This window comes from Parageobacillus thermoglucosidasius (assembly GCF_001295365.1).
GTDB lineage: Bacteria > Bacillota > Bacilli > Bacillales > Anoxybacillaceae > Parageobacillus > Parageobacillus thermoglucosidasius.
Genome location: NZ_CP012712.1, coordinates 918,277 through 937,500 on the forward strand (window position 1 = coordinate 918,277; position 19,224 = coordinate 937,500).

The 19,224-nt window shown below is 41.1% G+C and carries 18 protein-coding genes, 2 pseudogenes and 2 riboswitches (1 of these 22 only partly in view); of the genes and pseudogenes, 13 read left to right on the forward strand and 7 right to left on the reverse strand.

Going from position 1 to position 19,224, the window contains the following annotated elements; genetic code table 11:
• The first annotated feature begins 39 nt into the window (after positions 1 to 39).
• The 3 genes from AOT13_RS04605 (at position 40) to AOT13_RS04610 (ending at position 3,241) form a co-directional block, all read left to right on the forward strand.
• Positions 40 to 1,590: an IS1182 family transposase gene (locus tag AOT13_RS04605; RefSeq protein ID WP_060678127.1), complete on the forward strand. Its 1,551-nt coding sequence runs from the start codon at positions 40 to 42 to the stop codon at positions 1,588 to 1,590.
• Between the two features lie 334 nt (positions 1,591 to 1,924).
• Positions 1,925 to 2,092 (forward strand): DNA replication protein, encoded by a 168-nt coding sequence (locus AOT13_RS19345; protein WP_232511565.1) that lies wholly within the window; start codon positions 1,925 to 1,927, stop codon positions 2,090 to 2,092.
• A 93-nt stretch (positions 2,093 to 2,185) separates the two neighbouring features.
• Positions 2,186 to 3,241: an IS630 family transposase gene (locus tag AOT13_RS04610; protein ID WP_013401768.1), complete on the forward strand. Its 1,056-nt coding sequence runs from the start codon at positions 2,186 to 2,188 to the stop codon at positions 3,239 to 3,241.
• A gap of 196 nt (positions 3,242 to 3,437) precedes the next feature.
• Here the strand turns inward: AOT13_RS04610 and AOT13_RS04615 are convergent, their stop codons facing one another.
• The 3 genes from AOT13_RS04615 to AOT13_RS04625 all read right to left on the reverse strand — a co-directional run bounded on the left by AOT13_RS04615 (position 3,438) and on the right by AOT13_RS04625 (position 5,367).
• Positions 3,438 to 4,253, reverse strand: coding sequence for a DUF817 domain-containing protein (locus AOT13_RS04615; RefSeq protein WP_013401767.1), 816 nt, complete (start codon positions 4,251 to 4,253; stop codon positions 3,438 to 3,440).
• A 399-nt stretch (positions 4,254 to 4,652) separates the two neighbouring features.
• A complete protein-coding gene (locus tag AOT13_RS04620; RefSeq protein ID WP_003253370.1) occupies positions 4,653 to 4,874 on the reverse strand; it encodes a helix-turn-helix domain-containing protein in 222 nt (73 codons plus the stop codon).
• 10 nt (positions 4,875 to 4,884) lie between these two features.
• Positions 4,885 to 5,367, reverse strand: a complete 483-nt coding sequence (locus AOT13_RS04625) for a DUF2975 domain-containing protein (protein ID WP_042386150.1) — start codon at positions 5,365 to 5,367, stop codon at positions 4,885 to 4,887.
• 411 nt (positions 5,368 to 5,778) lie between these two features.
• Between AOT13_RS04625 and AOT13_RS20360 the strand changes: the two are divergent.
• The 8 genes and pseudogenes from AOT13_RS20360 to AOT13_RS04655 all read left to right on the forward strand — a co-directional run.
• A pseudogene (locus AOT13_RS20360) lies at positions 5,779 to 5,878 on the forward strand (recombinase family protein); the annotation flags it as partial.
• Positions 5,879 to 6,069: 191 nt separating this feature from the next.
• Positions 6,070 to 6,201 (forward strand): annotated as a pseudogene (locus AOT13_RS21355) (hypothetical protein); the annotation flags it as partial.
• A gap of 279 nt (positions 6,202 to 6,480) precedes the next feature.
• Positions 6,481 to 7,431 carry an AAA family ATPase gene (locus AOT13_RS04630; protein WP_013401764.1) on the forward strand — a complete coding sequence of 317 codons (951 nt, stop codon included), beginning with the start codon at positions 6,481 to 6,483 and terminating at the stop codon, positions 7,429 to 7,431.
• A 7-nt stretch (positions 7,432 to 7,438) separates the two neighbouring features.
• Positions 7,439 to 8,626, forward strand: a complete 1,188-nt coding sequence (locus AOT13_RS04635) for a DUF58 domain-containing protein (protein ID WP_232511566.1) — start codon at positions 7,439 to 7,441, stop codon at positions 8,624 to 8,626.
• Positions 8,623 to 10,785 carry a DUF4129 domain-containing transglutaminase family protein gene (locus tag AOT13_RS04640; protein ID WP_042386153.1) on the forward strand — a complete coding sequence of 721 codons (2,163 nt, stop codon included), beginning with the start codon at positions 8,623 to 8,625 and terminating at the stop codon, positions 10,783 to 10,785. The genes AOT13_RS04635 and AOT13_RS04640 overlap by 4 nt, the downstream gene beginning before the upstream one ends.
• A gap of 40 nt (positions 10,786 to 10,825) precedes the next feature.
• A riboswitch (purine riboswitch) is annotated at positions 10,826 to 10,927 on the forward strand.
• Between the two features lie 60 nt (positions 10,928 to 10,987).
• Positions 10,988 to 12,526, forward strand: coding sequence for a glutamine-hydrolyzing GMP synthase (guaA, locus tag AOT13_RS04645; protein WP_003253353.1), 1,539 nt, complete (start codon positions 10,988 to 10,990; stop codon positions 12,524 to 12,526).
• 94 nt (positions 12,527 to 12,620) lie between these two features.
• A riboswitch (purine riboswitch) is annotated at positions 12,621 to 12,722 on the forward strand.
• A 102-nt stretch (positions 12,723 to 12,824) separates the two neighbouring features.
• Positions 12,825 to 14,150: an NCS2 family permease gene (locus AOT13_RS04650; RefSeq protein ID WP_003253351.1), complete on the forward strand. Its 1,326-nt coding sequence runs from the start codon at positions 12,825 to 12,827 to the stop codon at positions 14,148 to 14,150.
• A gap of 87 nt (positions 14,151 to 14,237) precedes the next feature.
• Positions 14,238 to 14,780: a GNAT family N-acetyltransferase gene (locus tag AOT13_RS04655; protein ID WP_013877610.1), complete on the forward strand. Its 543-nt coding sequence runs from the start codon at positions 14,238 to 14,240 to the stop codon at positions 14,778 to 14,780.
• Between the two features lie 106 nt (positions 14,781 to 14,886).
• On the opposite strand, the gene AOT13_RS04660 is transcribed toward AOT13_RS04655, so the two are convergent.
• Genes AOT13_RS04660 through AOT13_RS04675 form a run of 4 tightly spaced genes read right to left on the reverse strand, consistent with a single transcriptional unit; the run spans position 14,887 to position 17,632 of the window.
• Positions 14,887 to 15,330 carry a NisI/SpaI family lantibiotic immunity lipoprotein gene (locus AOT13_RS04660; RefSeq protein ID WP_013401761.1) on the reverse strand — a complete coding sequence of 148 codons (444 nt, stop codon included), beginning with the start codon at positions 15,328 to 15,330 and terminating at the stop codon, positions 14,887 to 14,889.
• Between the two features lie 52 nt (positions 15,331 to 15,382).
• Positions 15,383 to 16,171 carry a lantibiotic immunity ABC transporter MutG family permease subunit gene (locus tag AOT13_RS04665; RefSeq protein WP_042386155.1) on the reverse strand — a complete coding sequence of 263 codons (789 nt, stop codon included), beginning with the start codon at positions 16,169 to 16,171 and terminating at the stop codon, positions 15,383 to 15,385.
• Position 16,172: 1 nt separating this feature from the next.
• Complete coding sequence (locus AOT13_RS04670; protein WP_003253344.1) at positions 16,173 to 16,919, reverse strand: lantibiotic immunity ABC transporter MutE/EpiE family permease subunit; 747 nt, start codon at positions 16,917 to 16,919, stop codon at positions 16,173 to 16,175.
• A 14-nt stretch (positions 16,920 to 16,933) separates the two neighbouring features.
• Positions 16,934 to 17,632 carry a lantibiotic protection ABC transporter ATP-binding protein gene (locus AOT13_RS04675; RefSeq protein WP_041269519.1) on the reverse strand — a complete coding sequence of 233 codons (699 nt, stop codon included), beginning with the start codon at positions 17,630 to 17,632 and terminating at the stop codon, positions 16,934 to 16,936.
• A gap of 331 nt (positions 17,633 to 17,963) precedes the next feature.
• Here AOT13_RS04675 and AOT13_RS04680 point away from each other — a divergent pair, with 331 nt between their 5' ends.
• Together AOT13_RS04680 and AOT13_RS04685 are read left to right on the forward strand one after the other, a co-directional pair.
• Positions 17,964 to 18,662, forward strand: a complete 699-nt coding sequence (locus AOT13_RS04680) for a response regulator transcription factor (protein WP_042386159.1) — start codon at positions 17,964 to 17,966, stop codon at positions 18,660 to 18,662.
• Positions 18,649 to 19,224, forward strand: the 5' portion of a protein-coding gene (locus AOT13_RS04685) for a HAMP domain-containing sensor histidine kinase (protein WP_013877608.1). The gene runs 855 nt beyond the window's last position; the window shows 576 of its 1,431 coding nt (coding positions 1-576); its start codon is at positions 18,649 to 18,651; the stop codon falls past the right edge of the window. Before AOT13_RS04680 ends, AOT13_RS04685 begins: the two co-directional genes overlap by 14 nt.

Genomic DNA, 19,224 nt, shown 5'->3' on the forward strand with positions numbered 1-19,224 from the left:
AGAGTCACCACAACCCTACCAAGAAAGGACGGTTTTCTTATGTACATTTATTATAACCGAGATCAACTCATTTTGCCAATGGATCTTGAAATTCTCATTCCCAAACATCATCTTTGCCGGATCGTGGATCTAGCCGTGGAAAAAATGGATCCAGCTCTGCTCGTTTCCCTCTATCCCGGCGGAGGCCGCCCAGCCTATCATCCGAAAATGATGTTGAAAGTCATCCTGTATGCCTACGCCAATCGGATCTATTCCTCTCGCCAAATCGCCAAGCAATTGAAAGAAAACATTTATTTTATGTGGCTATCCGGCCATCAAACACCGGATTTCCGCACCATCAACCGATTTCGGTCGGAACGGATGAAGGACATCATTTACGAAACGTTTTTCTCCATTGTCGATCTTCTGCGTCAAGAAGGGTTGGTCAAACTAGAGGATTACTTTCTGGATGGAACGAAAATCGAGGCCAGCGCCAACAAGTACACGTTCGTTTGGCGCAAATCAACGGAAAAGTACGATCAGAAGTTGGAGGAGAAATTCCGGAAAATCGTAGCCTCGATCGAACAGGTGGTAAAAGAGGATGAAGAGTCGGAACAAGAAGGAGATTTTCAAGAAAAGCTGGAAGCTTCACCGATCACGTCTGAAAAGATCGAAGCCGTGATCGAACAAGTGGAAGAACATCTAAAGAAAGAGCCGAAGAATCGCACGTTAAAGAAAGCAAAACAGCAATTGGAACAAGACATTCTCCCCCGTAAGAAAAAATATGAAGAATACAAAAAAGTGTTAGGCGAACGAAACAGTTTTTCGAAAACGGACCCCGATGCGACGTTTATGCGGATGAAAGACGACCATATGAAAAACGGCCAGCTCAAACCGGGATATAATGTGCAGATAGGGACAGAGAACCAATTCATCACTGGATTTAGCGTGCATCAACGGGCGGGGGATGCCGGATGCTTCATTTCACATTTGGAGCAATTGGCCGCCTATGGGCGTCCCATGCCTAAACGAGCGATTGCGGATTCCGCCTATGGGAGTGAGGAGAACTACACGTACTGCGAGAAAAAGCAGATCGTCGCGCTGATCAAGTACAACACATTGGACCGGGAACAAACGAAAGCGTGGGCGAAAGAGATCGGCCGAATCGAGAACATGACGTACGATGAGGAATTGGATGAGTGGATTTGCGCGAAAGGGGAACGGCTGGTGTTTGTGTATAAACGGAAGGAAACGACCGACAACGGGTACGTCATCGTCAAACGGACGTATCGTTGTACAGCATGTGCCGGATGCCCGTTTCAAGCAGCATGTGCCAAAGGCAAAGACACGAAAACCATCCGCGTTTCCTTGAAAAATCAACAACAACGGCAAGAAATCCGGAAACGGCTGTCCACGGAAGAAGGGGCGACGACATATCGAAGACGGCAAATCGAAAACGAGCCGGTGTTTGGGCAAATCAAGCATAATCAGCAATTTCATCGGTTTTCATTGAGAGGCCTCCCAAAAATTACCTTGGAGTGGGGTCTAGTTTGTGCTGCCCACAATTTGAGAAAGTGGGCCACAACGACCGACCCAACAAGGAAAAAATAGGATAAAATTCGGAAATAAGGAGAAATTCCTGCCTCAAAAAAGGAATAAATAACCAAATGGTAAGAAAAAGAAACAGAGGCTACTCTCAAAAGGTCGGTTTAGACGACCTTTTGAGACAGCCTCTCCATTTTAAGAAGTAGTCATGTAAATAATTTACATCAGCAGCAATAACCACTTCCTAATAAAAAATTTAGGAAGTGGTTTTTTTATTGTTAAAATTCGCTTATCAAGACGTTTTGGATGAGACAGACGCTATTTTTAAAATTTGATAGGATTTAATAATAACCAACGTATTATTAAACGGATACGGAAAATCAAATAAGGAGGACGGAAGGTGCGTGTAACAGAAGAAAATGTTGTTCAGCAATTAAAGTTGAAAAATGAAGAAAGCATTTCTTATGTACTTGAAACATATGGCGGTCTACTCCATGCAATTATTCGAAAATATCTTCAAGGAAATGAATTAGATGTTAGAGGAATGTTTGGCAGATGTATTATATAAGTGTAACTTAGAAATTCAACCTCCGTATAATATTGGTTCATTGGGTGATACTGCTCCTACGAAACCGGACGGAAAAGGAGCAGAGCATAACCAATGAAACGATTGAAAATCACAGATGACCATGGATTCACAGCTCGGAAATTACGAAAAGAAGAACGAAAAATCAAAGATGCTTCTTTGCGTCAACGAGTGACCGCCGTCCGATTGATCATGGAAGGCTATCTCGGGAAAGAAGTGGCAGAGATGTTGAACCTCCATCGTCAATCCGTGTCTACCTACGTCCAGTTATTTAATGAAGGTGGATTGGAGAAGTTACTCGATAAAAAAACTCCTCCCGGGAAGTCTCCGTATCTGACAGAAGAACAACAGAAGAAGTTAAAACACATGATTTTACACAGCACTCCTTTCGAACAAGGATTGGGGATGGCTACTTCTTGGGATACTCGTATCATTCCATCCTACCTTCAAAATCAATACGGGATTTCCATGACAAGGGTAGGGGTGAATAAAATGCTTCACCGCCTTGGACTCTCCTACACTCGTCCCACCTATACCTTGGCGAAAGGAGACGAACAGAAGCAACGGGCATTTGTGCAAGAGATGGAGATGATAAAAAAACTGATGACCGGCGATATGGTTGTGTTGTATGCGGACGAAACACATATTCGTTCCTATCAAGCATTGAGAGCCACGTGGGCTGAAGTAGGAAAACAAAAGCAAATCCCTACCTATGGGCACCATGCCAGTGTCACGTTATTTGGTGCGGTAAATGTCCTCGATGGAAAGGTCGTCGTGCAACAGGCATCCGCTTGTAACACGGGTTCCTTTCTTGAAGTTGTCCAGCGCATTTTACAAACGTATCAGGGGAAATACGTTCTTTTGGTCTTAGATAATGCCCGGATTCATCATGCGAAACAAGTGCAAGAATTTTTGCGTAAACACGAAGAGCCAATCATGTTTTTCTTTTTACCACCCTATTCCCCTCATTTAAATGCGATTGAGCGTCTTTGGAAATGGTTGAAAGAGTCTGTCATTGCCAACCGATTTCACAAAGATCTTCATGCCATTGAGCAGTCAGGGAACAGTTTTTTAGAGTACATTGACAATCACTGCGAAGAAGTTCTACAGCGCTTAGGGTGTGCTGCTTGAGAAGTCGAAATGTTAAGTTACATTTATATAGTGTCACTTTAGGAGTTATTTTGCACTATAAGTAAATATAAAAAAGCCCAATTTCTCAGCATTAAAATGAGAAATTGGGCTTTTATCGTTACTCTGAAAAAGCGCCCGATAACTGAATAACATGTGAGCTTTCATTAGTGGGTATAGCTTAAAAAGAACCTCTATCTCATTCCTTTAAATGATTATCAAACGCCTCTTGAACCTTATCCTTCTTGGGTGAAACAATTTTTCCTTTAACCTGCTTTAACGTCGCTACTATAAGAAAGCTAACAATCACTAATAAGAACCATGAACTCACCTTTCCTAGATGAACGAGACTCCATGCATCGGTTTGGTTTGGATATTCCCAAGCTCCAAAGAACGTTGCGATATTTTCGGCTATCCATATAAAAAATCCGATGAGCACAAAAGAAAGTGCGAGTGGCATACGGTAACGAGTTCCATCAACCTCAAATGTGACCCATGATTGCCAAAAGACGATAATTACAAGTCCAGATAACCACCAACGAACGTCAATCCAATAATGGTGGGTGAAAAAATTCAAATAAATCGCAGCTGCAAGAGGTACAACTACCAAAAACGGTGGCCACTTAATCAGTTCAACCTTAAACCTCCTCCACGCCTGGCAAAGATAACTCGCTACACTTGCGTACATGAATCCACTATACAAAGGCACTCCAAAAATTTTGAAATATCCTTCCTCTGGATAAAACCAGGAGCCCATATGTACCTTGAAAAGTTCAAGAGCAAGTCCAATAAGGTGGAATAATGTGATAACCTTTAGTTCATCCCGTGTTTCAAGCCCAGAACGCACCATCCACCACTGCATCAGAAGGCAGATGATGAGCAGCCAGTCATACCGTGGTAGAAAGGGAAGTGGCATGATTTGTGTAAAAGCCAAAGAGGCAAAAATAACGACAGGAAACAAACATGATAGGGCCTGCTCCCAACCAAAACGAACGAGTTGTTTTAGTGCTCTCATGATTGTGCCTCCAAAGGTTTTTTCTGAATATATGTAAGTCCTGCTTAGTATAGTAGCTAAATAGATTTAGAGTTATGTACATAGGTTCACCGTCGAATAATTTCTTTTATTTAAAAAGGCTATTTAAAGAAGATTTATATCATCTAATGCCTTTTTATTTCCAAAATCACCAAAAAAAATATGAATGGTTAAATTCATGAGTAACTTCCCTTTTATAAATTTGATTCATTTGATAATGGATATTATTACAGCAATGATAGAAACTCAGAATAGCATGGTGGAATAGGAGATTGCCAACGTAAAAATGAAATGTTAACCCTCCTACTACCACCATTTTTGAAAGGATTATTACTTATAAAAAATGTCAACAATAACATCCTGTAACATATCCCCACTTTATTATCCTTGAGTGTCTTCGTCACTTTTGTATTCTAAAATATCTCCAGGCTGACAATCTAATGCCTTACATATAGCTTCTAAAGTTGAGAATCTAATAGCTTTTGCCTTTCCATTTTTCAATATAGAAAGGTTAGCCATCGTGATTCCAACCCTCTCCGAAAGTTCTGTAAGGCTCATTTTCCTTTTAGCCAACATTACATCAAGATTGATTATAATTGGCATGTTATTCACCTCAGATCGTTAAATCATTTTCTGATTTTATATTGATGGCTTCTTGTAAAAGCCTTTGGAGAACAGCAGCAAAGACTGCAATAATCGTTGAAGCAAAAATAATGCCCAATCCGATTAGCATGATACCTGGGGCGTCTTCTAACTTCGCAGCGATATAGAAGAACGGCAAACCTGGCACATACAAGATACTGATTGTGATTGCACAGTATTTTATATTCTTTAAAGCCTTTACAGATAATTCCGAGAAAGCTTTGTTCTTGTCAATATAACTTAAAAGTTTAAAAGCCTGATACAGAGCGAAGAAAAATGGTATCGCCGATACATACATAACTGTTAAAAAGCCATATAGTACATAAGCGAACTCCGAATTACTTTCCGCTGCTTCTTTAGCTAACATAGGCAACCCAAATATACATAAAGTAAGAACTGGAGTTCCGATAATAAAAACAGCTATTTTTAAAAACAATGTTGATCCTTGTTTCATAAAAAGCACCTCACTTGTTTATTATTAATTTGATTTTAATACGTATTTTATCGTTTTACAATAAATTATTATTTATTTTTATTATATTTTTATTGTTTTATAGAAATATCCTTTTAATTTTAGACAAAGATAAAAAAGCATTCCTCATTACAAAGAAATACGCTGTAACTTTTAAACTATTCAATTTACAACTTGTTCAACTAATCTGTAACGTTAGTTGTAAGTACATGAAGCTGCACGAGATAGTTTAGTTATCGGAATCAAGTCAATATAAAAAACTATCTTTTTATAAGAGACAGTTTTTTTATTTACTTATAATGCAAAATAGCGCTTAAAATAGGTGCACAATAACTTCTAAATTAACAAGTCTAGTATTATCAAGGTATCAAAAGGTGTCAAAACGTAGTGACTGAGACTCATACGTATAAGGAAGTTGAAGCAATGACAGGTATTACGAAAAGGACGCTAAGTAAGAAGAAAAAATGAATTAGAAGCAAAGAGCCTAGGGTAAGAAAAAGGAATGAGAGTTATCAAAAAGAGAATTCTTAACTATAGAAAGTAGGAGGCAATATGGCAAGGGTAAGAAACTATTTTAAAAATAAAGGGGCGTGTTTTCCACGCATTTATGCCCTCGTTGTTTCGGATAGAGATATTAGTCGGTTAACTCACATTACATGATTATAAAACTCAATATGGTCAAGGGTTGACCCAACAAAAGTAACTCGCTCTGCAAAACGCAGCTTCGGTTGCCGCTATGTTCTTAACAACAGAAGCAGTTGTCGCTGACAAACCAGAAGAAAACAAAGGCAGCATAACGGAATGCCTGACATGGGCGTACCCATAATTATAAGGACTACTTCCTGTAAGAAGGAGGTAGTCCTTTTTTGTTGTTTAAAGTGGCAAAAGCTTGGAAATTCCACAACACAACAAAAGCGAACAAGTTGTATAAAATTAATTCTAAAAATTATGTATATTTGTTATTATATTACTTGAAATAACCGTTTATGCCTGCTTCCACAATGCCATGAAGTATGTTTTCAGCTACAAAAGGTTTTGCGCTATATTTTGTGGAAATAGTAAACGATAAAATCAGTGATAAAGGAGCTTTTATGGATGAAAGCGAATGAGGCATTACACCTAACGATTGCAAGAGTGGTTGAAAACATAGAAAAAGTGATTATCGGCAAACGTGATGTCGCCATATTAAGCATCGTCGCGCTGCTTGCGAAAGGGCATGTGCTGCTTGAGGACGTTCCGGGAGTCGGAAAAACGATGCTTGTACGCGCGCTGGCGAAATCGGTCAATGCGCAGTTTAAGCGGATTCAGTTTACTCCTGATTTGCTGCCGAGCGATGTGATTGGCGTGTCTGTTTATAATCAGAAAGCAATGCAGTTTGAATATAAACCGGGCCCGATTATGGGAAACATTGTTTTGGCAGATGAAATTAACCGCACTTCACCGAAGACGCAATCGGCGTTATTGGAGGCAATGGAAGAAGGAAACGTCACCGTCGATGGGGTGACGAGACCGTTGCCGCGCCCGTTTTTCGTGATGGCGACGCAAAACCCGATTGAGTATGAAGGAACCTATCCGTTGCCGGAAGCCCAGCTCGACCGTTTTATGTTAAAGCTGAAAATGGGGTATCCTTCGCTTGCGGAAGAAATAGAAATGCTAAACCGCAGCGAAAAAGTGCCGCCGATTGAAGAAATAGAACCGGTTATCACGATGGAGGAGTTGCTCTCTTTGCAAAAACAAGTGGCTGATGTATATGTCGATGAAAGTGTAAAACGTTACATCGTCGAAATGGTGCAACAAAGCAGGGCAGACGCTTCGGTTTATTTAGGAGTTAGCCCGCGCGGTTCTGTTGCGCTGATGAAGGCGGCGCAAGCGTATGCGTTTGTGCACGGGCGCGGCTTTGTCATTCCTGACGATGTGCAGTTTTTAGCGCCATACGTATTGTCACATCGCATCATCGTGAAATCAGAAGCAAAGTTTGACGGATTTACAGCCGAAGAAATAGTCGCCCACATGATCAAACGAACCCCCGTTCCTATCCAAAGGTAGTGAAACGATGAGAAGACGAATGCGTTTTATCAAACAGATTTTCGTATTATGCGGTTTGTTCGCTGCGCTTTTTTCATATGCGATGTTTCAGGGAGGATTTGTCAGCTGGTTTTTGTTTTATAGTTTTCTTCCATTCGGACTTTATTCGCTGGCAATTATCATTTATCCGTTTCATCGCGCCAGCGTGCGGCGGATGATTCATCAGCGCCGCTATCATGCAGGCGATTCGCTAACAGAGACGGTGGAAGTGCGCTTCCCGGTTTGGTTTCCGTTTGCTGCAATGACGATTGAAGAAAATGACGTCTCAACATTAAAGATGACGCAGACGAAAACAACGATTCCGTTTATTTGGAAAAAAACGTTTTCTTATACGTATGAGTTGCGTGAGTTGCCGCGCGGCGAGCATGTTTTCACCGCTATTCGCCTTACCGCTACCGACTTTTTTGGGATTGTTGAAAAAGACTCCGTTCATTTGCTGGAAGAAACGATTATTGTATATCCTCGCTATATCGACATAGCGTACCGGAAAGTCAGGTATTATGCCGAACAAGGAATTGCCGCTTCTTCGTTGCCGCTTCATCGCGATATGACAATGGCGGTCGGTGTCCGCGAATATGCGCCGGGAGACAGATTTTCATTAATTCATTGGAAAGCGTCGGCGCGCAAGCTGCAGTTGATGACAAAAGAATTTGAAGAAAGGCAACAGGACGATGATGTAGTCGTTGTGCTTGACCGTACACCAACCTCATTGTTTGAAGAGCTTGTGACGTTTGCTGCTTCTTTTGTGCGGGCTGCTATTCAGCACGGGGTGCAGACGGGATTTGTTTCCGTCGGCGAAAACCGCGTCGTTTTTCCCGTACGAAACGGGGACTTTCATTTACAGCAGATTTTTTATCATTTAGCAACAGTTGTTTGCGATAGTCAAGAATCGTTTGCCCACGTGATTTCCACCGAGAAAGTGAATTGGCCATCGACGGTGGCTTTTTGCTATATCACTTCTTATTTATCCGAAGAAATGGCGCTGGCATTAAGCAAACTCCCCGACCGCGTTCATAAAGGCACTGTGTTTCTTATTAAAGAAGATTTGACGAAGGAAGAACGGCATTCGCTGGAAATTTTGCGCCGCAAAGGCGTCCATGTTGCTGTCATATCGCCGCGAAATATGACGACCTTGCGCAAAGGTGGGGATGGATGATGGAAGCAGCTAAACCTATTGGGAGAAGAATGCTGATATACGGCTTTGCTTGCTGGTTGCTGATCGAATGGCTTCTTCCTTTAGAAACGGCATCTGATACGAGGAATACGGAAGTATTTATTGCGTTTGTGGCCCTCTGTTTTCTTTTTTATTTATTGCGGACGCCAATATGGATTTCTGCTCCTATAAAGATGGCATATATTATATATGCGCTTAACTCGCTGTTTTACCACGTTTCTTATGTACAGGCGTGGAAGTTGCTTTTTCAGGAGATTGCCCACCATGCCCCGATGTTGTTTACGGCCCGCTGGATGGAGTGGACAAATTCGTTTCGCAGTTTTCTCTTTTTCTTTTTGTTGTGGCTGATGGCGTATTTATTGCATTACCTGCTATGGACGCAAAAACGGCTGTTTTTATTTTATGTCTTGACGGTTATATACATTACGGTGTTAGATACGTTTACCGCGTTTCGCGGAAACGGGGCGGTCATCCGTTTAGTTGTTTTTGGTTTTTTCTTTTTGAGCTTCCTTCATATGGAAAGATTGCAGGAAAAGGCAAAGATTGCAGGGAGAATAAGAGAATGGTGGGGAGCTTGTTTATGCCTCATTGGGCTGGCTATTGTCTGCGGATATGTTAGCCCCAAGCTCCCGCCGCAATGGCCGGACCCGGTGGCGTTTGTGAAAAGCTACGCGGCCGTGCAAGAAGAAAAACAGAACGATCCAGCTTTAGCAAAAGTGAAAAAAATTGGTTATGGACAAAATGATTCGCGGCTTGGCGGGCCGTTTATCGCTGATGATACGGTCGTATTTATCGCTGAAGACGAAAAGCGCCATTATTGGCGCGTCGAAACGAAAGATATTTATACCGGAAAGGGATGGGAAAGTTTCCGGAGCGAGCAGATCCAATCGTTTGAAAACAATGCCGATCTCGGCTATTCGTGGTGGTCCCCGGAGGTGGAAAAACAATTAACGGACGCTAGCATTCGCATGAAACAATCCTATTTCCATATTGTATATCCGCTTGGATTAAAAAAAGTGAATGCAAAGGAAGACGTAGTATATCGCATGGAAGCGGCAACGGAAAAAATTTATGCGACAGACCGCTCGGCTTATACGCTGTCGCTTGCATCCTATGACATTGTTTATGAATACCCAACCTTTCCGATAGAAGCGTTAAAAGCCGCTCCGCCTGTCAAAGACGCTAGTTTGCTCAAGCGCTATACGCAGCTGCCGGAAAATTTGCCAGAGCGGGTGCGGAATTTGGCAAAACAAATCATCAGCGGAAAACCTACGCAATACGAACAAGTCAAAGCGATTGAGCAATATTTTCATATGAACGGCTACATGTATGAAACGACAGATGTCGCTGTTCCCGGAAAAAATGAAGATTACGTAGATCAATTTTTATTTAAAACGAAAAAAGGGTACTGCGATAATTTTTCCACATCGATGGTTGTCATGCTGCGCTCTGTTGGCATACCGGCGCGCTGGGTGAAAGGATATACGCCGGGGCGTTTGCTTGAAGAGAAAAACGGGAAATATGTTTATGAAATTACAAACAATGATGCCCATTCTTGGGTGGAAGTATATTTTTCCGGAATCGGCTGGGTTCCGTTTGAGCCGACGCAAGGGTTTACGAACCCGTATGTGTTTGCTGCTTCCCAATCTGCGCCAGAAACTGCGTCGCTTCCCAATCTGCGCCAGCCTGAGCAAAACCGTGTTCCATTGGATGAAGTGAGGGAGCAGCCGCATTCGGTCTCAGCAAAAGAAGCAAGTTTGCCTGCTTGGTCGTGGAAGCAAGCGGTTGTCGCTTTGGCGGTGCTTTTCGCCTTTGCATGGATCGCATATCGCACGAGAAGAAAGTGGTGGCCTTATGCGACGATTGTCCGCTTTCAATATAAGCGGAAGAAAGGGGATCATCCATTTGCGGAAGCTTACTTGTCTTTGCTCCGCCATTTAGATGATTATGGACTGAAGCGAAACCAAGGGCAAACGCTTAGACAATATGCCGCGTATGTCGATGATTGGTTCCAAACAAACGAAATGACGAAACTGACATTATTATATGAAAAGACCATTTACCAGCAGGAGACAGCCCGGGTAGAATGGACAGAGGTGAAAGAATTATGGGAAAATTTAATAAAAAAGACGGTATCTTGACCACTGATAGATAGAATTGATAGAATGAACTAAAATTTAATGAAATCATGTGCTGCACCTTCATATATCCTCGGTAATATGGTCCGAGAGTCTCTACCGGGTCGCCGTAAACGACCCGACTATGAAGGCGGAATTAACTAGAATTTTGCCTTTATAGTTATCGGGGCGATTCTAGTTTTTTATTTTGCGATGAGGTGATGACATGGAACAAAAACAGGAAATGATCATTGTTCTCGATTTTGGAAGTCAGTATAACCAATTAATTACTCGCCGCATTCGCGAGCTTGGGGTATACAGCGAATTACATCCGCATACGATTACAGCCGATAAAATTCAGGAAATGAATGCAAAAGGAATCATTTTTTCCGGCGGTCCGAACAGTGTATACGATGATAACGCATTTGCGTGCGATCCGCAAATTTTTGAGCTTGGTTTGCCGATTTTAGGCATTTGTTACGGCATGCAGCTGATGACCCATCATTTAGGCGGAAAAGTCGAAAAAGCAACTCATCGCGAGTACGGAAAAGCAATGATTCAAGTAAAGAACGCTTCCGCTCTTTTCAAACGCCTTCCAGATGAGCAAGTCGTTTGGATGAGCCACGGCGATTTAGTGACTGCCCCTCCGGAAGGATTTGCCGTTGACGCGACGAGCGCTTCTTGCCCGATAGCGGCAATGAGCAATGAGGCGAAAAAGTTTTACGCGGTGCAATTCCATCCAGAAGTTCGCCATTCCGTCTATGGCAATGACATCTTAAGAAATTTCGTATTTGATGTGTGCCAATGTAAAGGCGATTGGACAATGGGAAGCTTTATCGATAGCGAAGTTCGCAAAATTCGCGAGCTTGTCGGGGATAAAAAAGTGCTTTGCGCGTTAAGCGGCGGCGTCGATTCTTCCGTGGCGGCTGTGCTTGTGCACCGAGCTATCGGCGATCAGCTCACATGCATTTTTGTCGATCACGGGCTCCTTCGCAAAGGCGAAGCGGAAAGCGTCATGAAAACGTTCCGTGAAGGGTTCCAGATGAATGTGATTAAAGTGGATGCGAAAGAGCGCTTTTTATCGAAACTAAAAGGGGTAATCGATCCGGAACAAAAGCGGAAAATCATCGGCAACGAATTTATTTACGTATTTGACGATGAAGCGGCAAAATTAGAAGGTATTGAGTTTTTAGTGCAAGGAACGCTCTATACAGACATTATCGAAAGCGGCACAGCGACGGCGCAGACGATAAAATCCCACCATAATGTCGGCGGATTGCCGGAAGACATGAAATTTAAACTTATCGAACCGCTTAAGACACTGTTTAAAGATGAAGTGCGCGCGCTTGGCACGGAATTGGGGCTTCCAGATGAAATTGTTTGGCGGCAGCCGTTCCCGGGCCCTGGCTTAGGCATCCGTGTGCTTGGCGAGGTGACAGAGGAAAAGCTGGAAATCGTCCGTGAATCAGATGCGATTTTACGGGAAGAAATTAAAAAGGCCGGACTTGATCGGGAAATTTGGCAATATTTCACGGTGCTTCCGGACATTCGCAGCGTTGGCGTGATGGGAGATGCCCGAACTTATGACTATACGGTCGGCATTCGCGCTGTTACATCGGTCGATGGCATGACAGCTGATTGGGCGCGCATTCCTTGGGAAGTGCTTGAAAAGATTTCAACGCGCATCGTCAATGAAGTGCCGCACGTCAACCGGGTCGTATACGATATTACAAGCAAGCCGCCGGCAACGATCGAATGGGAATGAGCTGAAATAACACGAACAAAAGACGAACATTTAATAGGAAATGTTCGTCTTTTGTTGACATGCGGTTATTATGTTGATAAAATGTGCGTAGATCGCGAATATCTCCAAAATACGTCGTATAATCCCGGGAATATGGCTCGGGAGTTTCTACCAAGCTACCGTAAATAGCTTGACTACGAGGTATAATGGGGTAGAGAGTACATTCTTTTTGTCCTCTCTATATTCATTATTCCTCTTTAGTCAACGCTTCTGGTAGCTTACTAGAAGCGTTTTTTATTTTTCATAGGGGGGACAGTAAGTGAAAAAGTATTTTCAATTTGAAGAGCTCGGCACGAATTATCGCACGGAGATCATCGCTGGGCTGACGACATTTTTGTCAATGGCGTACATTTTATTCGTTAATCCGTTTACTTTGTCATTAGGAGCGGTTAAAGATTTTCCTGATGAATTGCGGATTGACCAGGGCGCGGTGTTTGTCGCAACTGCGCTCGCAGCAGCATATGGCTGCATTTTAATGGGAGTGCTGGCGCGTTATCCAATTGCGCTGGCGCCAGGAATGGGGCTCAACGCGTTTTTCGCATTTACCGTTGTTTTGCATATGCAAATCCCATGGCAGACGGCGTTAGCAGGGGTATTTGTATCCGGAGTGATTTTTACGATTTTGTCGTTAACAGGCATCCGTGAAAAGATCATTGACGCGATCCCGGTGGAATTAAAATATGCGGTCGGCGCGGGGATCGGGCTGTTTATAACGTTTATCGGCCTGCAAAACGCGAAAATCATCGTCGATAACCAAGCGACATTAGTAGGGCTAAGCGATTTGAAAGATGGCAACACGCTGCTGGCGATTTTCGGTTTGTTCGTGACCGTTATTTTGATGGTAAAAAGAGTGAATGGCAGCGTATTTTACGGCATGGTTATTACTGCGATTGTCGGAATGATTTTTGGCTTGATCAAGGTGCCGGATAAAATCGTCGGAGCCATTCCGGATATTTCGCCGACGTTTGGCGTTGCGATTGAGCATTTGCCAGACATTTTCTCGCTAAAAATGCTCGGTGTCATTTTAACATTCTTTATCGTTGACTTTTTTGATGCCACCGGTACGCTGCTTGCGGTGGCCAACCAGGCAGGGCTGTTAAAAGATAACAAACTGCCGCGCGCGGGAAAAGCGTTGCTTGTCGATGCGACGGCGGTCATGGTTGGCGCCGTGCTTGGAACATCGACGACAACTTCATACGTCGAGTCATCGGCAGGCGTCGCTGCCGGCGGACGTTCCGGCTTTTCCGCGGTTGTGACAGGAATTTTGTTTTTGCTGGCGTTATTTTTCTCGCCGCTGTTAAGCGTCGTTACTGCTCCTGTCACAGCTCCGGCGCTCATTATTGTTGGGGTGTTAATGGTATCTTCCATTGGAGAAATTGATTGGAAAAAACTCGAAATCGCAATTCCGGCGTTTTTCACGCTGATTACGATGCCGCTTTCGTACAGCATCGCGACAGGCATTGCGGTTGGCTTCATTTTTTATCCAATTACGATGATTTTAAAAGGACGCGGCAAAGAAGTTCATCCGATTTTATATGCGCTATTTGTCATCTTTATCTTATACTTTGTCTTTTTAAGGGAATAGAAAAAGAGTCCGCCAAAACGGCGGGCTTCTTTTTTGTTGGGATTTGTTATAATAGTAAGAAAACCGCAAAGTGGGGAGAGGTTGGTTATGTTTATCCACCGTTTAGATGACGACTCATGGCTCAAGCTGCTCACCGCTGAAGATGCGGAAGCGCTATTTGCGCTTATTGATTCATGCCGTCCGCATTTGCGAAAGTGGCTTCCATGGGTGGACTGGACACAAACAGCAGAGGATTCAAAAGCGTTTATTGCTGGAGGCTTGCAGAAGTTCGCCGTTGGCAGCGGCTTTGAAGCAGGCATTTGGCATAAAGGGCAGCTAGCAGGAGTTATCGGATTTCATTATATTGATCACGCGAATAAGAAAACGAGCATCGGCTACTGGCTAGGGGAACAATTTCAAGGGATTGGGCTGATGACGAAAGCGTGCAAGGCATTCGTTGACTATGCTTTCCATGACCTGAAGGTACATCGGGTAGAAATTCGTTGCGCAGTAGAAAATAAAAAAAGCAGAGCCATTCCTGAACGGTTAGGGTTTACAAATGAAGGCACGATCCGGGAAGCAGAATGGCTTTACGATCATTTCGTCGACCATGTGGTGTATGGAATGCTTGCAAGAGAATGGAAACATTAAGCGAATAAGAAGAGGATGTCACACGATGATCTTTTGTGGCATCCTTTTTGACGAAGAAAAACTGTTTGATGACGATATAAAAAAAGTGTCCGCAAAACCAGTACAGTTATTTTTTTATTTTTGCGACACGATATTCATTATTGACTACAACTGCAATTTTTTCGTCTGGGCTTATATTTTTTATGCTGTATACCCAGCCAAAGTTTAAATGAAACCTTTTCTCTTCTTTTTTATTTGGGAGAATTTCCACTTTCCTAAGTTCTTTTTTGCTTAGCATTTCATTTTTCTCATTAATTGTAATGCTTTGGGAAACTCTCCCAATAGGTTTTTGTAAACTGCCAGGTTTAATGACTGATTTTTGGATAATATACGTCTTATCTTTGTAGGTTATTTCCTTAAAGTTTTGTTTGTTTAATTCATATATCGGCAATCTTTTATCAATCGCCATATTTTTTGATGCTGTGTGTTTCAGCTCACTGATAAGCGAACACCCTCCTAAGGAGGTTGAAGCGATCAATAAAAGAGATAATATAGAATTTTTTATTTTCAATACATATTTCTCCTTTCCTGTTTCATAATACTTAACAAGATGATTTTTGTTATTATTCGTGCGACTTGTTTCCTTCCCACCGATTAAACCACATGATTCCACCGATTGTTACCAATACAAAACATATTATCGATGGCATAATGCCTTTTACCAGTTCTTGAAGAAAGAACTCTGATGGTTGTATCCCATCTGCCAGCTTTGCTTCAGGCATCAACAATATGGGGATTTTCGAAAGTCTGACAGCCCAAGCCCAAGGGATAAATGGCCAAATGTCATCCCCCACCACAGTTGCTCCAATGATAGCTGAAATAAGGAAACCGCCTCCGCCAATAGCTATAGATGCTCCCATCCCATATGCAAAGCTAATGAATAGATGCATGGAAAAAAGAATGAGTGAACCAATCACAGATAACAGTGCCCCTTGCAAAAATAATCCGCAATGAACATTGTCTACATGTAATATATAATCCATTCCTAACAGCATAAGGGAAGTTGCCAAAAATATATCCATAATTGCTAATAAAATCAGCAAAACTAGTTTACTGACATAAAGTTGTGCTCTTGAAACAGGTGCTGCTAACAGGCCAACAAAATTTCCTGCTTTTTCTTCCTGATGCGATATAAGACCTGTAAGCAGAGAAACAATGACAGGTAACGAGACGGTTAGCACCTCAAAAAAGCCGCTGTATATCTTCATTTGCCATGATAAAGGATCATTGTATTTAGAAAAATACCATAACATACAAACTGGATAAGCGATTGGTATGGCAAACACGATAAGCCTAATCGATGTACGTTTCGTCTTTACCAATTCGGAAGATAGAACTTGAAGAAATGACAATTCAGTTCACCTCTTTTTTCGAAAACCAAATCGCTGTTGCAAATGACAGCATAATAAAAAATACAATAGAGACGGCAATTCCCAATGGAATGACGGAAGGATTTAACAATGGGCTTCCTGTTTCCAGCGGGGTTCCATTTGGGTGAACACCAACAATGGGAGACATCAGTCTCATTCCCCAGCTCCACGGAATATAAATCCAATAAGGCTCTGGGGCCATCACTACTCCTATGACAATGCCTAAAACATTAACAATAATCGAAATTGCTGTTCCGAATCGTTCTGCGAAAAACAAGCCTATAGGGATGTATGCTAAAGATGTGACCCAAACAGCAAGGCTTGCTTGTATTACTACGACTGCTGATGTAATGCTGCTTGGCAGAAAAAATTTTAATATGAACAATAAGAGGATGAGTTCGATAGATGATAACAGTGTATAAAGGGCAACTACAATGATTTTGCTGAACCACATATGTGCGATACTGATATCATGACATCGCAAAACTCTATAGTTTCCTGATTTTTTTTCCCTCATTGCAGAAAGTGAAGATATCAGCGCTGTCCCTAACGGCATAAATATTAATGGCCACCAATTGAATACCGTATATTCAAAGTAATTATATTTTGAATGAATAGAAGGCATTGTAATAATGGCATATAATATAAAAAATAAGGGGGAAATATATACAATTTTTTTAGTAAATGTACGCTTATATTTTAAGTTTTCTGATTGTATCATATTTAGCATTATTTAACTCCTCCCTATTTCGCTTTTTCACTGACTACATCCATAAACAGTTTTTCTAAATCTTTGTTTTTCTCTATTTCACCTTGATATTTGAGTTTTCCATGATGAATGATGCCAATGTGGTCTGCCAATTGTGCTACTTCTGATAAAATATGACTTGATAAAATGACAGTCATTCCTTGTGACGGGAAGGATCTTATAAGCTTGCGCAATTCTTGTATACCTAGTGGATCAAGTCCGTTTGTTGGCTCATCGAGAATAAGAAGCTTGGGATGATTTAAAAGTGCTTTGGCAATGCCTAATCTTTGCTTCATGCCGAAAGAAAATTGCGATACTTTCTTTTTCCCGGTGTTTTCTAAACCAACTATTTTCAACACTTCTTGTATTCTTGATTCTGGTAAATGTAATACTTTTGTATGAACGAGAAGATTCTCATAAGCGGTCAAATTGCCATAAAGAGCCGGTGATTCAATAAGTACACCTATGTCTTTAAGGTCTTTTCTGCTCCATGGATGACCGTTAAATATAATTTCGCCAGATGTAGGATGGAAAAGCCCTGTTAACAGTTTTAAAGTCGTTGATTTGCCGGCTCCGTTTGGTCCAAGCAGTCCGTAGATGGTGTTTGTTTTTACTTTTAAAGAAACATTGTCTACTGCTAACTGTTTACCAAAAGATTTACTTAATTTATTGGTTTGCAAAATATATTCTTCCATTTCTATTCCCCTTTCATGGCTTGGAAATTTGCAAACATGTTGTATTAGTTTAAGCACGCCCATAGTTTTTTAATTTCCTCACTTGCCCTGCTGTATGGATTGATTAGATGTACAGCTTGATATTAGTCTGTAATTATAAAGATTTTATAATGAATGATGATTTTTTATTATTTTCTTATGGAATATAAAAAATATTAGAAAAACATTAGATTTTCTATTTATATTTTAGATTGCAAAGATGTTCGGTATTGTTTTTAGAGAAATAGCCGCTGGGATGTTATAATTGAGGAACGATCCTAATGAATCTGTCTACATGTGAGGATGTCGGGAGATGAATAAAAAGAAAATCCTAGTCGTTGATGATAATGAAGATATTTGCCTCACGATAAAACAATACCTTGAGCTTTATCATTACTTTGTTGAAGCTGTTCATAGCGGGAGTGAGGCATTACGAATTATTAATAATAATTTTGACTTAATTATATTGGATATTATGATGGAAGGCATTGATGGAATGGAATTGTGCAGCATGATCCGCGACAGGGTGGATTGTCCGATAATATTTGTAAGTGCAAAAACGTTGGAAGAAGACAAAATTCAAGCCCTTTCCGTGGGTGGAGATGACTATATTAGCAAACCCTTTAGCTTGAAGGAGTTAAAGGCAAGAATAGATTGCCATTTAAGACGGGAAGAGCGAATAAGATCGAATGAAAGGCAGCTTCTGAGCTCTAAAAATATTACTATCGATCTTTTGGCTAATGAAGTTTTTTGTAAAGGTGTTAAATTACATTTAACAAAAAAAGAATACGAAATTATTAAACTGTTAATGTTGAATAAAAATATGGTTTTTTCGAAAGAGAGAATTTTTGAAAGCGTATGGGGATTGGATTCAGAAAGTCAATTAGAAACAGTTACAGAGAGCATCAAAAACATTAGAAAGAAAATTCGTTCTCTAGATCCGGAACATTCTTATATAAAAACACTGTACGGATTAGGATATAAATGGGATGTGACATATGAAAAAGGATAAAACGATAAAAAGAGATTTTTATTTATTGGTTGTTAAGGTCTTCCTATCAACTCTTATATCAACGTTTATCACGTACGTATGCTTATTTTTGTTTATATTTGTGCTAACGAATAACAATACTATCAAGCCGTCTAACTATTACGTTAAGTACATCGATTCCATTGAAAAAAAGATCAAAGAAAATTCATCATCAATTTTAAAGGGACAATTAATTGATTTAAAGTCCTATCATGAAAATATCCAAGGTGAAGTTTTGGATATCAACGGTAATCATATGTATGGGGATAAGGGAATTGTAGACGGCAGAATCGATTTCAGCAAAGTCATCAATCATGAGATTGTGAAAGGAAAGTATGTTTATAGATATATACCTGTCCAGCATAATAATTCTATCCAAGCTGTGTATGTCATTAAGGCCCCTTTTGGTTTTTTTATTAATAATATAAAGGACAATCCCGGAGCAGTATTTATTTATATTTTACTGCTGATCTCGCCATTACTATTTTTTATTATTTATTTGGTTTTATTTACATCTAAACTATATAAGTCATTGTTTAATAAT

What these genes read in the sequence shown, in the direction of transcription:
- AOT13_RS04625 (WP_042386150.1), bottom strand. Translation starts at nt 5,367, where the DNA reads ATGAAACAAGGATCAACATTGTTTTTAAAAATAGCTGTTTTTATTATC.
- AOT13_RS04655 (WP_013877610.1), top strand. Translation starts at nt 14,238, where the DNA reads ATGTTTATCCACCGTTTAGATGACGACTCATGGCTCAAGCTGCTCACC.
- AOT13_RS04670 (WP_003253344.1), bottom strand. Translation starts at nt 16,919, where the DNA reads ATGCTAAATATGATACAATCAGAAAACTTAAAATATAAGCGTACATTT.
- AOT13_RS04620 (WP_003253370.1), bottom strand. Translation starts at nt 4,874, where the DNA reads ATGCCAATTATAATCAATCTTGATGTAATGTTGGCTAAAAGGAAAATG.
- AOT13_RS04635 (WP_232511566.1), top strand. Translation starts at nt 7,439, where the DNA reads ATGAGAAGACGAATGCGTTTTATCAAACAGATTTTCGTATTATGCGGT.
- AOT13_RS04605 (WP_060678127.1), top strand. Translation starts at nt 40, where the DNA reads ATGTACATTTATTATAACCGAGATCAACTCATTTTGCCAATGGATCTT.
- AOT13_RS04680 (WP_042386159.1), top strand. Translation starts at nt 17,964, where the DNA reads ATGAATAAAAAGAAAATCCTAGTCGTTGATGATAATGAAGATATTTGC.
- guaA (WP_003253353.1), top strand. Translation starts at nt 10,988, where the DNA reads ATGGAACAAAAACAGGAAATGATCATTGTTCTCGATTTTGGAAGTCAG.
- AOT13_RS04630 (WP_013401764.1), top strand. Translation starts at nt 6,481, where the DNA reads ATGAAAGCGAATGAGGCATTACACCTAACGATTGCAAGAGTGGTTGAA.
- AOT13_RS04675 (WP_041269519.1), bottom strand. Translation starts at nt 17,632, where the DNA reads ATGGAAGAATATATTTTGCAAACCAATAAATTAAGTAAATCTTTTGGT.
- AOT13_RS04615 (WP_013401767.1), bottom strand. Translation starts at nt 4,253, where the DNA reads ATGAGAGCACTAAAACAACTCGTTCGTTTTGGTTGGGAGCAGGCCCTA.
- AOT13_RS04640 (WP_042386153.1), top strand. Translation starts at nt 8,623, where the DNA reads ATGATGGAAGCAGCTAAACCTATTGGGAGAAGAATGCTGATATACGGC.
- AOT13_RS04610 (WP_013401768.1), top strand. Translation starts at nt 2,186, where the DNA reads ATGAAACGATTGAAAATCACAGATGACCATGGATTCACAGCTCGGAAA.